The organism is Corynebacterium sp. LK14 (assembly GCF_008042215.1).
Taxonomy (GTDB): domain Bacteria; phylum Actinomycetota; class Actinomycetes; order Mycobacteriales; family Mycobacteriaceae; genus Corynebacterium; species Corynebacterium striatum.
Window position 1 is genome coordinate 31,928 of the sequence record NZ_NOVQ01000019.1, and the last position, 13,790, is coordinate 45,717.

The 13,790-nt window shown below is 60.9% G+C and carries 15 protein-coding genes; 4 read left to right on the forward strand and 11 right to left on the reverse strand.

Annotated features, from left to right (window positions below; genetic code table 11):
* From CHU71_RS11895 to CHU71_RS11905, 3 genes are all read right to left on the reverse strand, one after another.
* Positions 1-912 (reverse strand): aldo/keto reductase, encoded by a 912-nt coding sequence (locus CHU71_RS11895; protein WP_239298795.1) that lies wholly within the window; start codon positions 910-912, stop codon positions 1-3.
* A 120-nt stretch (positions 913-1,032) separates the two neighbouring features.
* Positions 1,033-1,878 (reverse strand): hypothetical protein, encoded by an 846-nt coding sequence (locus tag CHU71_RS11900; RefSeq protein ID WP_147761183.1) that lies wholly within the window; start codon positions 1,876-1,878, stop codon positions 1,033-1,035.
* A gap of 112 nt (positions 1,879-1,990) precedes the next feature.
* Positions 1,991-3,094, reverse strand: coding sequence for a UDP-N-acetylmuramate dehydrogenase (locus CHU71_RS11905; protein WP_147761184.1), 1,104 nt, complete (start codon positions 3,092-3,094; stop codon positions 1,991-1,993).
* Positions 3,095-3,118: 24 nt separating this feature from the next.
* Here CHU71_RS11905 and CHU71_RS11910 point away from each other — a divergent pair, with 24 nt between their 5' ends.
* From CHU71_RS11910 to CHU71_RS11920, 3 genes are read left to right on the forward strand one after another with little or no spacing between them, the layout of a single operon-like run.
* Positions 3,119-3,610, forward strand: a complete 492-nt coding sequence (locus CHU71_RS11910) for a DUF2505 domain-containing protein (RefSeq protein WP_005531167.1) — start codon at positions 3,119-3,121, stop codon at positions 3,608-3,610.
* A gap of 18 nt (positions 3,611-3,628) precedes the next feature.
* A complete protein-coding gene (locus CHU71_RS11915; protein ID WP_049146117.1) occupies positions 3,629-4,441 on the forward strand; it encodes a class I SAM-dependent methyltransferase in 813 nt (270 codons plus the stop codon).
* A 51-nt stretch (positions 4,442-4,492) separates the two neighbouring features.
* Entirely contained in the window at positions 4,493-5,287 is a 795-nt protein-coding gene (locus tag CHU71_RS11920) for a DUF2993 domain-containing protein (RefSeq protein ID WP_147761185.1), read from the forward strand.
* Between the two features lie 40 nt (positions 5,288-5,327).
* On the opposite strand, the gene CHU71_RS11925 is transcribed toward CHU71_RS11920, so the two are convergent.
* The 8 genes from CHU71_RS11925 to CHU71_RS11960 form a co-directional block, all read right to left on the reverse strand.
* On the reverse strand, positions 5,328-5,798 hold the full coding sequence (locus tag CHU71_RS11925) for a deoxyribose-phosphate aldolase (RefSeq protein WP_110092688.1): 471 nt from the start codon (positions 5,796-5,798) through the stop codon (positions 5,328-5,330).
* A gap of 2 nt (positions 5,799-5,800) precedes the next feature.
* Positions 5,801-6,091: a DUF2516 family protein gene (locus tag CHU71_RS11930; RefSeq protein ID WP_100088000.1), complete on the reverse strand. Its 291-nt coding sequence runs from the start codon at positions 6,089-6,091 to the stop codon at positions 5,801-5,803.
* A 13-nt stretch (positions 6,092-6,104) separates the two neighbouring features.
* Positions 6,105-6,566 carry a hypothetical protein gene (locus CHU71_RS11935; protein WP_100087999.1) on the reverse strand — a complete coding sequence of 154 codons (462 nt, stop codon included), beginning with the start codon at positions 6,564-6,566 and terminating at the stop codon, positions 6,105-6,107.
* A gap of 21 nt (positions 6,567-6,587) precedes the next feature.
* Positions 6,588-7,874, reverse strand: coding sequence for a DUF445 domain-containing protein (locus tag CHU71_RS11940; protein WP_100087998.1), 1,287 nt, complete (start codon positions 7,872-7,874; stop codon positions 6,588-6,590).
* 102 nt (positions 7,875-7,976) lie between these two features.
* The gene (locus tag CHU71_RS11945) at positions 7,977-8,348 is read right to left on the reverse strand and encodes a hypothetical protein (RefSeq protein WP_147761186.1); all 372 of its coding nucleotides are present in this window, start codon (positions 8,346-8,348) and stop codon (positions 7,977-7,979) included.
* A 47-nt stretch (positions 8,349-8,395) separates the two neighbouring features.
* Positions 8,396-9,145 (reverse strand): succinate dehydrogenase/fumarate reductase iron-sulfur subunit, encoded by a 750-nt coding sequence (locus tag CHU71_RS11950; protein ID WP_046645690.1) that lies wholly within the window; start codon positions 9,143-9,145, stop codon positions 8,396-8,398.
* Entirely contained in the window at positions 9,145-11,160 is a 2,016-nt protein-coding gene (locus CHU71_RS11955; protein WP_034657443.1) for a fumarate reductase/succinate dehydrogenase flavoprotein subunit, read from the reverse strand. Before CHU71_RS11955 ends, CHU71_RS11950 begins: the two co-directional genes overlap by 1 nt.
* A gap of 14 nt (positions 11,161-11,174) precedes the next feature.
* Positions 11,175-11,930, reverse strand: coding sequence for a succinate dehydrogenase cytochrome b subunit (locus CHU71_RS11960; RefSeq protein ID WP_100087997.1), 756 nt, complete (start codon positions 11,928-11,930; stop codon positions 11,175-11,177).
* A gap of 391 nt (positions 11,931-12,321) precedes the next feature.
* Between CHU71_RS11960 and ramB the strand changes: the two genes are divergently transcribed.
* Positions 12,322-13,728 carry an acetate metabolism transcriptional regulator RamB gene (gene ramB / locus CHU71_RS11965; protein WP_046645691.1) on the forward strand — a complete coding sequence of 469 codons (1,407 nt, stop codon included), beginning with the start codon at positions 12,322-12,324 and terminating at the stop codon, positions 13,726-13,728.
* Positions 13,729-13,790: the final 62 nt, after the last annotated feature.

A 13,790-nucleotide genomic window follows, 5' to 3' on the forward strand; every position in this document is an offset into this window, starting at 1 on the left:
TTATCTACGGCCCTTATCCACGAAGCCTTCGTGCAGTTGCGTCAACCGCGCGCCCTGCACGGGCTTTCGGCTTAGTACCTCGTCAATGGCCTCGCACTCCTGCGCGCTCAGCGCAGTGACTGCGAGGTTTTCTTTGATCCGTGCGAGGTTCGTCGAACCGGCAATCGGCACCACGTCCTTGGACAGCAACCAGCCCAGCGCTATCTCGGAAACGTTGCGGCCGGGCACTGCTGCCGCCACCTCCTGCGCCAGCTGCTTGTTGGCCGCGAAGTTCGCAGAGTGCAAACGCGGCGAGGAAGAATCATCATCTGGCTCGCTGCGGCCTGCCAAAAGCCCCTTCGCCAGCGGTGAATAGGCCATAAACTCCGCGCCCAACTCGCGGGCTAGCGGGATGATTTCTTCTTCTACGTCGCGGCTAAAGATGGAGTATTCATACTCCAGATACTTCACCGGGCAGACCTTGTGCGCGCGACGAATGGTCTCCGGGCTTGCCTCGCACAGCCCGAAAGCGGCCACGTCACCTGCATCGATAAGTTCTTTTACTGTGCCCGCTACGTCCTCAATGGGCACGTCTTGGTCCACGCGGTGCTGCATATACACGTCCAAGCGCTCCCGTTTTAGCCGGCGTAACGAACCATGGGCGCTCGCGCGAATAACCTCCGGGCGCGAGTTCAAAGCGCCGGTGGGCTTTCCTTCCTTAATCTCCCATCCGAACTTGGTGAGGACGCGGGCGCGGTTGCCCAGGGCGTCGCCAAGCATTTCTTCGCCCGTGAAGGGCCCCTGGATTTCAGAGGTGTCGAAAAGCTCTACGCCTGCCTCCGCCGCGCCACGCAGGACATCGACCATCTCGGCGCGACGCGGGGAATTGGGATAGGAGTGCGGAGTCATTGAGGTACAGCCAAGCGCGATCATGGACACCACCGTAGCTGCTTCCCTCGTGTGCGTGTACCTCCCTGTGTAAATAGCCCCCTTAAACCGGCCCGATTTCCTGCGCTAAATACACACAGAAGTACGGTGCCTAGAGCACAGCACTCACCACCGCGCGTTCTCGTAGCGGAAATAGTAATGCCACTTCCACGCTGGCGGCAGAAACTGCCCTCCCCCGCAGGCCACGGCGATAACCTGGTCGACGGCAACCTGCAGATGATGCTCAATCATCCCCGCCGTGAAATGCAGCGGCTTCCACCCGCGCTGCACCGCGTCGTTGAGCTTCTGGCGGTCCAGCTCGAAACGCTGGATGCGCTCACCTTTGTGGTACTCGTAACCATCTATCTCGATTGCGACCTTCTCCTTGGCCAGCACGATATCCCAGTAATACGGCCCGATGCGTTGGTTGTTGGCCACTGTGAGGCAGGCATCGGCAAGGGCTTGGGTGAGAAGACGCTCGTATTTGCTATCACTGCCGATGACGCTACGCTGCATAATCCGCCGCGTGCGCGCGGGAAAGCGCTGAAAATCCTCCTTATAAAAGGCCAGCCGTTGGTGGCCATCCTTGCCGTTACAGAAGCGCTCCAAGAACTCGATGGCTTTGTCTTCTTCCACAACCTCTAGCGCTTGCAGCGGATTGCACGCGTTTAGGCCGTTGACCATATATGGGCCCTTGGGGGTGGCGCGCCGCGTGGTGAAATACTCACAGGTGCGAGCGTGACGTGCCGCCATGAGCTGCAGCGGAAACTCCAGCTTGCGCTCGGTATAAGCGGCCATGGCCGAGCCTCCATCCAGCACGGTGCCGGGATAGCGCTCGTTCAAAATCCCCGCGAGTTCGCGCGGGGTGGGTTGGCGCGGCAACGCCAGGCCCGGCGTGATGCGCACGGCTTTGCCCTTCGCCACGAGGCGATCGATAGTGCGCGAGTGTTTCCCCCGAATTGGTTGCAGCATCCTCTACTCCCCCCAAGTGTGCGTGCTCCCCCAAGCATGCGGATACCTCTCAATGTAAATAGGCCCGTCAATTCGCGCAATTGGGAGGCCTATTTACACACAGCGGTACGTTCTAGATGGATACCCCAATCCAGACCGGCTCCGGCACGAGCTCCACGCCGAAGCGCTTGGCGACGCCCGCGCGGATCTCGCGGGCCAGCGCCACCACATCGGCAGCCGTCGCGGTCCCGCGGTTGGTCAGCGCGAGAGTGTGCTTCGTGGACAAGGTAGCTGGACCAGCACCTGGGTAGCCCTTTGCGAACCCGGCGCGCTCGATGAGCCAGGCGGCCGAGAGCTTTATTTCCTCGCCGTCCGAGCCTGCGTGGACTGCGTGGCGCGGCATGCGGTCTGCGTCCTCGGCGCCGCGTTCGGTGCGCACGATTTCCTGGATGCTATCGGCAACCGCAGAGTCCACGATGGGGTTGGTGAAGAAGGAGCCTGCGGACCAGGTGTCGTGGTCGGCGTCGTCAAGCACCATGCCCTTGGACCGACGCAGCGAAAGGACCTGCTCGCGGACCTCAGCCACGGGCCGGCGCTCGCCTGGGGTCTGCGTGAGCTGGCCAAAGCGCAACGGCTTGGACAGGCCATCGGTGGTCAGCTGCAGCTCGATGGCCAGCACCACGCCGCGGCCGGTGAACTTCAGGTTGGAGTAGCGATACGCCAGCTCCAGCGCCGCGGCGGGCACCCAGGAGGCCTCGCCGGTCGCGCGATCGTAGAGGTAGACCTGCGTGAGGACGTCGGAGGTCTCGGCACCATACGCGCCCACGTTCTGGACGGGAACGGCACCGGCGTCGCCCGGAATGCCGGACAGGCACTCGATGCCGCCCAGGCCGCATTCCACGGTCATCGAAACGACGTCGTCCCAAGTAGCGCCTGCATCCGCGCGGACCAAACCGCTGGCCACGGAGACGTCGATGTCATCGAAGTCGAGGCGCACCACAACCTGCTCAAGCTCGCCCTCTGCGACCACGAGGTTTGAGCCGCCCCCCACAACGAGGTACGGGACTTCCTCGAGCACGCGCAGCGCCGCCACTGCAGCCTCCGCGGTCTCGCAGTGCACCGTGGCCCGCGGCGAGCCGCCAATGCGCAGGGTGGTCAGGTCCTTGAAAGTGGTCTCATGTTCCACCGTCACGCCCGTGATCTCTTGCAGCTTCTGGGTCATAAATTCATCAAGCACGTCTACCAAGGTAGTCTGTAAAGCATGTCAACCCGTAGCGAAAACACCGTAACGATCAATCAGCCCATCGAAAAGGTTCACCAGGCGTTGCTCACGCAGGGTTACTGGGAGCACATTGTTGCTAACCTTTCTCCGGATCCGGGCCAGGTTCATGATTTCACCAACAACGTAGCCATCCTCTTCGAGGTGCTGCCAACCACCCTGCTGCCTGAAGCTGTCCGCGCCATGGTTTCCCAGGACCTCAAGGTCAAGCGCGTCGTCACCATCGGTGACCTCAACGGCAACGCTGCCGACGTCAAGTACACCGCTGACGTCAAGGGCACCCCTGTTGACTTCGGCGGCGACATCGCCCTGACCGGCGAGGGTGATACCACCACCCTGTCCTACGTCAACGAGATCTCCGTGAAGATCCCGATGATGGGCGCTGCCATCGAGCCGAAGGTTGCCGATGCCCTAGGTGAGCTCTTCAATAACGAGGGCAAGTTGACCGAGCAGTGGATCGCTGACAACCTCTAAACGCTACTTTTAACAGAAATGGCCGATCACGCACATAACCTGCGCGCAAGCGCGAGTGCGGGTCGGCCTTTCGGCGTTATTACCCGCGGCACCACCAATCAAAACAGGCTTCGTCGCTGCGACAGGTGGGTCGCCGCGCACCCCGCCATCACGGCTTTGCTGCGGTCCGTGGAGGAGCCGCTGGCTCTCGACGTCGGCTATGGCGCGTCCCATTTCACCACCGTGGAGTGGGCGGGCTGGCTGCGCCGGGTGAATCCGCGCGTGCAGGTGACCGGCCTGGAGATTGCGCCGGAGCGCGTGCTACCGCCGCGCGACGGCGTGACGTTCGAGCTGGGTGGATTCGAACTGGCGGGCTATCGTCCGCAGCTCGTTCGCGCGTTCAACGTGTTGCGCCAGTACGACGTCGCCCAGGTTCCGGAAGCCTGGCACGAGGTTACCTCGCGCTTGGCCCCGGGCGGATTCTTCATCGAGGGCACCTGCGATGAGCTGGGTCGGCTTTCTACCTGGATTCTGTTAAACGCGGACGGGCCGCAGTCTCTGACGCTCTCATGGGACCCGTTTGCTGTGGAGAAGCCTTCGGATTTGGCCGAGCGCCTGCCCAAGGCGCTCATCCACTGCAATGTGCCAGGCGAGCCCATCCACGACCTTCTCAAGGAGGCTGACCGCGCCTGGGAGTACTCGGCGGGCTGGGCGCCGCATGGACCACGCGTGCGATGGCGCATGGCGCACCAATCGCTTATCGACGCCGGGCTTCCCCTCCACCCGATCCGGCGCCGACTTCGCGACAATGTTTTGAGCGTTGACTGGGAAGTCGTTGCGCCGAAGCTGTGAAGGCCCCACCCGCATTGGCTATCTGCCGCCACATGAGTAACACTAGTAGGCATGGCTAAAAAGAAGACTTCACTAGCATGGAAAATCCTCATCGGGGTGCTCGTCACATTCCTCATTCTCGTGTTGGTGGCGGAATTCGGCCTGCGCTGGTTCATGGGAAACCAGATGAAAGACCAATTCGTGCAGGCAGCCAAGGACGAAGGCGTTGAGACTCAGGAGGAGCCGGACGTCAGCTTCGGCGCTACCCCGCTGGTGATTGGCATGCTGCGCGGCAAGCTTTCTGAGATGAACATGACCACGCCGTCCACGCTGAAGATCGAGGGCACCGAGATCAAGGGCCAGCCGGCCACCAATATCCACATCGAGGACATGACGCTCTCTGATGACCCGGTAGCCGGCTCGTTGCGTGCTTCGACCAAGGTTCCGGACGATTTCCTGCTGGCCACCTTCCAGAAGGCCATCGCGGAGAAGTCAGGTAGCGATCAGATAGCGAACCTAGCGGTCTCTGACATCACGGCTAACGACGCTGATAACGTCCTCAACGTCGAGTTCGCTAATGGCTTGGCCAACCTGGCGCTGGAGCCTGTCGCACGCGACGGAGGCCTGTCCATCGAAGCAAAGAACGCTTCCCTGCTCGGCTTTGAGTTGCCGCAGGAGGCTACCGGGGCCATCTCCTCCGCCTTGCAGGAGGGCATGAAGGACCAGTTCATTGGCGAGGGGCTTAGCGTCGAAGCAGTTGACGTGGCAGACGGTGAGCTGGAAATGACCATCGTGGGCAAAGACGTTCCGATGAGCAAGCTGGGCGCTGTGACCGCGGGCGGCCAGAGCGCCCCTGCGCGGGGATAGCGAATCCGCGGCCTAGGCGGTAGGCCACACGAGAGCCGGCCTAAGCGGTAGGCCACACGAGAGCCGGCAGTACACCTGCCGGCTCTCGTGCTATCTGGGTTTCGACTTCAGCGAGGTGTTCCTGCGTGGCATAGATGAGCTTGTCAAAGCCCGCCTGGGCTGCCGCGCGTGCCGCGGCGGCCGCATGCTCGCTAGATGGGACGATGAGCCCCAATGCGACTGGCTGCGGGCAGGCCTCGCGCACGGTGATGAGATCGGTGAGGAGGGCGGTGGCGTCGCCAAGCAATGCGTCAACCGCAACCCACACCTCCGCCGCACCGGATTGCACCGCAAGGCGCGCCTCGGAGGCCTTGATGAGGCTGTGGTGGCGGCCGGTGGGATAGCCCGCCACGGTGGCTACGTGCGGCGCCTGTGCAGCGGCGAGCACGTGCGTGGGCGAGACGAGAAGGGCGCTGTCATACTGCGCCGCTTCGCGTACGTCTGCGATTGTTGCTTCAAGCAGGTTGCGCATTTTTAATAGCTGTAGTCGCCATTGATAATGGCCTTGAGCTGGGGGCGGACATCAAACCAGTACACACCGGTCACCACGGCGCCGATCCACTCGATGAACGGCAAGTGCAGGTTCATCGCCACTGCGGAGCCCACCAGCAGGCCCACCCACGTCCACTTGCCCTGGCGGTCTCCGGCACGGAATGCGTCTTCGCGGGTCGTGGCGGCCAGGACGGCGCCCACGATCGCGAAGATTGAAACGGCCATGAAGATCCAGTGCTCCATGTTTGCGAGAATATAAAATGCAGTGTTCATACGTTAGGACAGTCTAGCTGGCGGAACCGAAGGGGTTGGAATTGTCGTCGTCGACGACCTCACCTTCGACGATGCTCTCATCCTGCGGGGCCTGCGGCGCAGTCTCGGCAGCCTTGTTTGGGGTGGCGCGCTTTTCCTTCGCATTGGAGATAGCCTCGGTCACGCCCTCGCGGCCTTCTTCAAAGGCGGCGGTGACGTCCTGACGGGCGCGCGCGAAGGACTCGGATTCGAAGGTCTCATTTGCGGCGCTAACGACGGTCTCGCCCAGCTCGCGGACGGTTTCGGTCACCTTGTCGATGAAAGACTTCTCCCCCTCTGCGGCCCCTGGGACGTCGGCTGCGCGGGCGACGCGCTCGGCTTTCGCTTGCTGTGCCTGCTGCTGGCGCTCCTCCTTGAACCGGTTGCCAAAGTTCTTTGCCACCTCAGCGCTGGAGGCACCGGCGGTTTTCAGTGATTCGAGGAATGAGTTGTCCATGGTGTTCTCCTTCTAAGGCCCTTAGGCTCCAAAAACTAGATGGTTGACGGTATAGATAACCAATCCTGCCAGCGTTCCCACGACCGTGCCATTGAGGCGGATGAATTGCAGGTCTTTTCCTACCAAAAGCTCAATGTTTTCGGAGGCTTCCGTGGCGTCCCAGCGCTTGATGGTCTCTGGGATGATGCTGATGATGTCGCCGGCGAAGTTCTCGGCGGCCCAGCGCGCGGCCTTGTCCACGATGTCATTGGCCTGCTGCAAAAACTTCGGGTCCGTTTGCACGCGCGTGCCGAAACGCTGGGCTTCGGTGGCGATCTTCGTGCGCAAGAAGGACTCGGGATCCGCCGCCTGCTTGGCGACGCCGCTCCTAAAGGCCTCCCACGCCGCCCCCGGCATGGCTTGGACCTGCTCGGAGTTCATCATCTCTTGCTTGATGCCTTCGACGCGAGCGACCATCTCGGGATCGTCTTGGAGCTTCTGCGCGAACAGAGCGAGGTTTCGGCGGATAGCTTGGCGCACATCGTGGTTCTTGTCGTACTTGACCTCGGAGGCCCACTCAACGATGGCCACATAGACCTTGTCGCCTGCCATGCCGCGGGCAAAACGAGGCAGCCAGGCGGGCATCTTTTCATCGACGAGCTCGATGACGGCATCCTCCATGGTCAGTACTTTGCCATGGGCCCAGTCGATGAGGTCGTCGACAAGCGGCTCTGCTTTGCCATCGGCGATGTAGCCCTCGAGCAAACGCCCGACCGGCGGACCCCATTCGGGCTCCATCATGCGGTCGAGGATCTGGGTGCGGATGAGTTCCTCGGCCTCGGCGTGGTCAAAGCTGTTGACGGCGCGGGAGGCCATTTCTGCGGCCTTGTGCGCGGCGAGCTCCGCATTGCGCGGCTGGGATAGCCAGGCGCCGGCCTTCTCAGGGATGTTGTTCTCCGAGATCTTCGCCGAGAGCGCATCCGGGGTGAGGAACTGTTCCTCTACGAAGGTACTCAGTGCCTCGCCTACCTGGTCCTTCTTCCTGGGAATCAGCGCGGTGTGCGGGATCGGGATGCCCATGGGGTAGCGGAAGATGGCGGTTACCGCGAACCAGTCCGCGAGACCGCCGACCATGCCAGCCTCGGCGCCCGCGCGCACATAGCCCACCCACGTCGGGGCGTCGGGGTTGTGGTGCTGCCACCAGGAGCACGCGAAGAAGATGACTGCGGCGAGGATAAGCAGGCCGGTGACGCCCCACTGGTACTTGCGCAGGGTGCGGCGGCGCTCGGCGACGTCGGCTGGGTTGGGGCCTGGGACGGCGATGGTCATTGGTACTCCTTGGTCGAACCTAGAGACTAACCCTGTTATGTCCCTAGAGACTAACGAAGCCCCCGCACCACGAGGGCTGCGGGGGCGTCCGATGCACAGAAACTAGTTGATACGACCGGTCTCAGAACGATACTGACGGTAGTAACGACGACCGTAGTGGATGAGACCAACGCAAGCGACAGCCATGACGACGAGCAGGACAGCACCGACGATGATGGACATCTTGGAGCTCTCCTGGCCCGCGCCGTACGGGAAGGCATCAGCGCCGAGGCCCCAAATCAGGGTGCCGGCTGCCGGCAGCAGAGAAAGGACCAGGCCCATGCCGACCCAGGTGGAGGTGCGCAGCAAAGAAGAGTGCGGTGCGCCGAAGGATACTGGGTCGTATCCCTCAATGTAAGAGTCCTGGATCTTGCCGGAGAACTCCGGGTAGGTCTCACTTGCGTGATCAGCAACTGCATGGGTGTTGTCGCTCATAGCTGAAACTTTCTCTCGTTCCTGTTATTCCTGTGAATAACTATATCTTAGTCGTCCTTGCCGCGGAAAGCAGCACGTGCACGTTCGCGGGTAACTGCGGACACGGCGGTCAGTGGGACGCCTGCCGGGCAGACGTCAGCGCACTCACCGTAAAGGGAGCAGTGACCGAAGTTCTGCTCAAGGTCGTCGACCATGTTGCGGGCGCGGCGGCCACGCTCTTCCTTGCCCAGCGGCATGAGGGAGAGGTGAACCAGCTTGGCACCCGTGAACAGGTGTGCTGCACCGTTCGGGCAGGATGCCACACAGGCACCGCAGCCGATGCAGGCAGCGTGGTCGAGGGAGTACTCAGCAGTCTCGTGGTTGAGGTGCAGAGTATCTGCGTCCGGTGCGGTACCGGCGTCCATGGATACGTAGCCACCCTGCTCCATGACGTGGTCCAGCTTGGAGCGGTCCACGATCATGTCCTTGATGACGGGGTATGCAGCGGAGCGGAATGGCTCCAGCTTGATGGTGTCGCCATCCTTGAACTGGAACAGGCGCTGCTGGCAGGCCGGGGTGTTCTGGCCAGGGCCGTGCGGACGGCCGTTAACCAGCAGGCCACAGGTACCACAGATGCCCTCACGGCAGTCAGAGGCGAATGCGAAAGGCTCGTTGCCGGCCTCGATCAGACCATCATTGACGTGGTCCAGCAGCTCCAGGATGGACATCTGCTCGGCGGCGTCAGCGACCTGAATGGTCTCGAACTTGCCTTCTTGCGTCGGTCCGGCTTGACGCCAGATCTCAAGTGTCAGTTTCATTACTTGTAGTTCCTTGTCATCAGCGGGATCGAATCAAAGTACAGAGGCTCTGCGTGGCGGATGAATTCGCCAGCGTTTGCACCCGGCTCCCAGGCGGAAACGAAGCACCAGTTCTCATCATCACGCTCAGCCTCGCCATCCTCAGAGAGGTGGTCGTCGCGGAAGTGCGCACCACAGGACTCATCGCGGTCCAGAGCGTCAACACACATGAGCTCGCCGAGGTCGATGTAGTCAGCAACGCGCAGACCGTACTCGAGAACCTGGTTCATGTCGTTGGCGTTGCCGGTGATGCGGACGTTTGCCCAGAACTCCTCGCGCAGCGCGCGAACCTTGTCGATAGCAACCTTAAGGTCCTCGACGTTACGGGAAACGCCGCAGCCCCAGTACAGAATCTCGCCAAGCTGGCGGTGGTAGTAAGCCGGGCCGTGCGGGTTCTCGCCGCGAACGCTCATGAGGCGGTCGATGCGGGACTGTGCGCGTGCAATAGCCTGTGCTGCCTCTGCGGAATCCTCAGCCAGCTTGGCCTCACCGAGGTGGTGGGCCAAGTAGTTCGGGATGGTGAACGGCAGGGTGAACCAGCCGTCGACGGATGCGGACAGCAAGGAGTTAGCGCCCAGGCGGTTCGCACCGTGGTAGGTCCAAGAGCACTCACCGGCGGCGAACAGGCCGTCGATAGCGGTCATCTCGTTGAAGTCGGTCCACAGGCCACCCATAGTGAAGTGGCAGGTCGGTGCGATACGCATTGGAGTCTCGTATGCGGACTCGCCGATTGCCTCTTCGTACATCTCGATGAGGTTGGAGTAACGCTCACGGATCTTGTCCTTGCCGAGGCGCTGGATAGCGTCACGGAAGTCCAGGTAAACGGAGTTGTGCAGCGGTCCGACGCCGAGGCCCTTGTTGATCTGCTGAGAGATCGCACGGGAAGCAACGTCACGCGGAACCAGGTTGCCGAAGGCCGGGTAGCGACGCTCCAAGAAGTAGTCGCGCTCCTCCTCCGGAATGTCGTTGGCGGGGCGGTCGTCGCCTTCCTTGATCGGGGACCAGATGCGGCCGTCGTTACGCAGGGACTCAGACATCAGAATGGTCTTGGACTGCCACTCAGAGTTGACCGGAAGACCCGTCGGGTGGAACTGGATGAATGCCGGGGAAGCAAGGTATGCACCCTGCTCGTAGGCACGCATCATGGCGCCAGCGTTGGAGTTCTTGGCCAGCGTAGACATGTGGTAGACGTTGCCGTAACCGCCGGTACCGAGGATAACTGCGTGGCCGGTGAAGGCCTTCAGCTCGCCGGTGATGAGGTTACGGGTGACGATGCCACCTGCCCGCTTCACACCATTGTCGTTGTAGGTGATGATGTCCTGCATGTCATGGTGAGCAAAGAGCTCCACGTTGCCCAGACCGATCTGGCGGTACAGCGCCGAGGTGGTGGACAGCTGCAGCTGCTGACCTGTTTGACCACGGGTGTAGTACGTACGGGAGACCTGCACACCACCGAAGGAGCGGGTAGCCAGGGTGCCGCCGTACTCACGGGCGAACGGCGCACCAATGGCGTTCATGTGGTCGATAACGCGGACGGACTCGTAAGCCAGGCGCCAGCAGTCGGACTCGCGGCAACGGTAGTCGCCGCCCTTCACGGTGTCCTTGGTGTGGCGGTAAGCGGAGTCGTTGTCCACCTTCTTGTGGCGGGAAGAGTTAACGCCACCCTGTGCAGCAATGGAGTGCGCACGACGTGGGGAGTCATGGTAGGTGAAGACCTTGACGTTGTAGCCCAGCTCGCCGAGGGCGGCAGCTGCGGAACCGGCCGCCAGACCGGTACCAACAACAACGATCTCGAACTTGCGGCGGTTCAGCGGGGAGACCAGCTCCATGTGGTCTTTCTGGTAGCTCCACATGTCCTTCATTGGGACGCCGTGTGGCTCGTGGGACTCCAGAATTCGGCCAGCGGTGACGCCAGGAACAATCGACGTCGGGTGCGAGAACGTTGGGTGTTCGCGCTTGAGTTCAGTGTTAGACATATTCAAAAGCTCCTTTAGCTGACCCAACCCAGGGCAATGGACAGCGGCATAACGATGTTTGCGATGCAAACGACTGCCGGAATGACATAGGCCAGGATCACGAAGACCTGACGCCACTTTGCACCGGTGATACCCAGGTCAGAAGCAGCCAGACGGATGCCGTGGGTCAGATGCAGGAACAGGCAGCACATTGCCAGCACGTAGAAGATGGTGACAGGCCAGCGGCTGAAGGTGGCAATCATGTTTGCCTTAACCTCACCGTGGACGAATGCCTCAGGGGCAACCGGCTGCACGCCCATCGTCAGATCCAGCAGGTGGAAGATGATGAACAGCAGCAGGACAGCGCCGGTGACCAGCATGGTCTTGGTGGCAAAGGAATCCAGGCCACCCATGAGATTGGTGCGCTTGAACTTACCGCGGGACTGCTTAGAACGGGCAGTCAGGGCAAATGCGCCGTAGATGTGGGCGATAACGCAGGCGAGAAGGACGATGCGGATGATCCACAGCATGTGGCCATGCGGAATCAGCGGCTCGCCGAGTCCACGCAGGAATTCGCCGTAGATGTCCAGCGCCTCATCGCCGTCGTGAGCCGGCAAGTAAAGCTTCAGGTTGCCGGCCATGTGGCCAACAACGAAGAGCGCAAAGAACAGGCCCGTAACGGCCATGGTGAGCTTCAGTGCCCAGGTGGGAACGGAAGGCTTGGTACGAATTGCTTCATTAGTGATACGGCCGTGAGCGAGCGCTTCACGGTCAGGATTTTTTACAGACATGACACCTCCATAGTCGCTTTTACCTTACGCAGCCTTATTCGCTGGCAACTAGTCAATTTGGGCCTTCTTTAGCCCGCCAAAGTGCCACTAAGCATTCCGTAGAAATTTCTTTAGGTAAGGATCGCCTAAAAACTAACTTTCGAAAAGCCGTTTACCTTGCATGCTGCCCTTTACGCAATACGGACGTTGCGAAATTCCCAGCAATTTATGAGGTTGATCACAGGCGACGATTCAAGTGACAGGGTTACCCCTTTAGGTGTCAAACTTTCGCAGGAGTCACACCACCCACACCCCACGCAAAATACCCCCAGTCGCAGGGTCGTTAAGAAGCTTCACACAAACTTTGCAAAAATCCTGTTACGACCGGGCCTGCGCCGGTAACCTTTCTCACATGAGCAAGACATACGTGGGTTCGCGCCTTCGCCAACTGCGGCGCGAAAGGGACCTTAGCCAAGCTTCCCTAGCAGCTACACTAGGCCTTTCGGCCAGCTACGTGAATCAAATCGAACACGATGTTCGCCCATTAACGGTACCTGTCTTACTCCGAATAACGGAAGTCTTCGGTGTCGACGCCACGTTCTTCTCACGCGACGACGATTCACGCCTCCTCGCGGAAATCCAAGACGTAATTCAAGACAAGGAGCTCTGCCCCTCCCCCGTTGAGCTCCAGGAGCTCTCTGAATTGGTCTATAACCACCCCACGGTGGCACGAACCCTCGTGGACATCCACCGTCGCTATCGCAATGTGCGCGACAAGCTCTCACTGGCTACCGATAGCCGGCGCACTGCTGGCACCCAAGCCTTATCCATGCCGCACGACGAAGTCCGCGACTTCTTCTACGCTCGCCAGAACTATCTTGACGAGCTTGATCTACACGCCGAGGCCCTTGCCTCCAAGCTCAACGTTTCCCAGTTCCGCATCCGTGACACAGAGGCCGCCCTAGCCGCGCGCCTCAACGAAAAGCACGGGGTGGAGATCCTCACCACACCCCAGATGGACGGAACGCTGCACCGCTTTGATTCCGAAGAGGGAACGTTCCGTCTCGCCAGCCGCCTTACTGAAGGCCAGCGTGCATTCCGTATGGCGGCGGAACTAGGGTTCCTAGAAGCCGGCTCGCTTATCGACGCCCTCGTCGACGAAGAGCCCTTCACCTCAGAGGCCTCACGTAACTTGGCTAAGCGCGGCATCGCCAGCTACTTCGCAGCGGCCACCATCCTGCCATACACGACTATCCATGCAGAGGCCGAGCAATCTGGATACGACCTTGAGTACTTGTGCCAGGTCTTCGGCGTGGGCTACGAGACGGTTGCGTCTCGTCTTTCCACCCTCCAGCGCCCAAACAAGCGAGGCATTCCTTTTACTTTTGTGCGCGTTGACCGTGCGGGAAACATGTCCAAGCGCCAATCGGCCACGGGCGTTCACTTTTCCAACTCTGGCGGCACCTGCCCGTTGTGGAATATTTACGAGACCTTCTCTAAACCCGGCGTAATCTCCCGCCAAGTGGCCCAGATGCCCGATGGCCGTAATTACTTGTGGATCTCTCGTTCGGTGCAGCATCACCAGGGCCGCTATGGCGATACGAATAAGCTCTTCGCTATTGGCTTAGGATGCGAAGCTCGCCACGCAGACCGCACGGTGTACGCCGAGGGGCTTGATTTAGGCGACCTCTCTGCAGCAACACCAATTGGCAATGGCTGCCGAACCTGCCCGCGTGCGAACTGCGCACAGCGCGCTTTCCCTGCTATCAACGAGACGCTAAATATCGACGCCCACCGCTCTTCCGTAGCCCCCTACTAAGCACGCGACATCCCGGGCTTGCGGCGCCGCGCTTCGCTGCCGGAACGCAAATACCCAGCCCT

Coding starts and splice junctions, on each gene's coding strand:
- CHU71_RS11925 (WP_110092688.1), bottom strand. CDS start 5,798: ATGCGCAACCTGCTTGAAGCAACAATCGCAGACGTACGCGAAGCGGCG.
- CHU71_RS11930 (WP_100088000.1), bottom strand. CDS start 6,091: ATGAACACTGCATTTTATATTCTCGCAAACATGGAGCACTGGATCTTC.
- CHU71_RS11940 (WP_100087998.1), bottom strand. CDS start 7,874: ATGACCATCGCCGTCCCAGGCCCCAACCCAGCCGACGTCGCCGAGCGC.
- CHU71_RS11935 (WP_100087999.1), bottom strand. CDS start 6,566: ATGGACAACTCATTCCTCGAATCACTGAAAACCGCCGGTGCCTCCAGC.
- CHU71_RS11960 (WP_100087997.1), bottom strand. CDS start 11,930: ATGTCTGTAAAAAATCCTGACCGTGAAGCGCTCGCTCACGGCCGTATC.
- ramB (WP_046645691.1), top strand. CDS start 12,322: ATGAGCAAGACATACGTGGGTTCGCGCCTTCGCCAACTGCGGCGCGAA.
- CHU71_RS11895 (WP_239298795.1), bottom strand. CDS start 912: ATGATCGCGCTTGGCTGTACCTCAATGACTCCGCACTCCTATCCCAAT.
- CHU71_RS11955 (WP_034657443.1), bottom strand. CDS start 11,160: ATGTCTAACACTGAACTCAAGCGCGAACACCCAACGTTCTCGCACCCG.
- CHU71_RS11900 (WP_147761183.1), bottom strand. CDS start 1,878: ATGCTGCAACCAATTCGGGGGAAACACTCGCGCACTATCGATCGCCTC.
- CHU71_RS11915 (WP_049146117.1), top strand. CDS start 3,629: ATGGCCGATCACGCACATAACCTGCGCGCAAGCGCGAGTGCGGGTCGG.
- CHU71_RS11950 (WP_046645690.1), bottom strand. CDS start 9,145: ATGAAACTGACACTTGAGATCTGGCGTCAAGCCGGACCGACGCAAGAA.
- CHU71_RS11945 (WP_147761186.1), bottom strand. CDS start 8,348: ATGAGCGACAACACCCATGCAGTTGCTGATCACGCAAGTGAGACCTAC.
- CHU71_RS11920 (WP_147761185.1), top strand. CDS start 4,493: ATGGCTAAAAAGAAGACTTCACTAGCATGGAAAATCCTCATCGGGGTG.
- CHU71_RS11910 (WP_005531167.1), top strand. CDS start 3,119: ATGTCAACCCGTAGCGAAAACACCGTAACGATCAATCAGCCCATCGAA.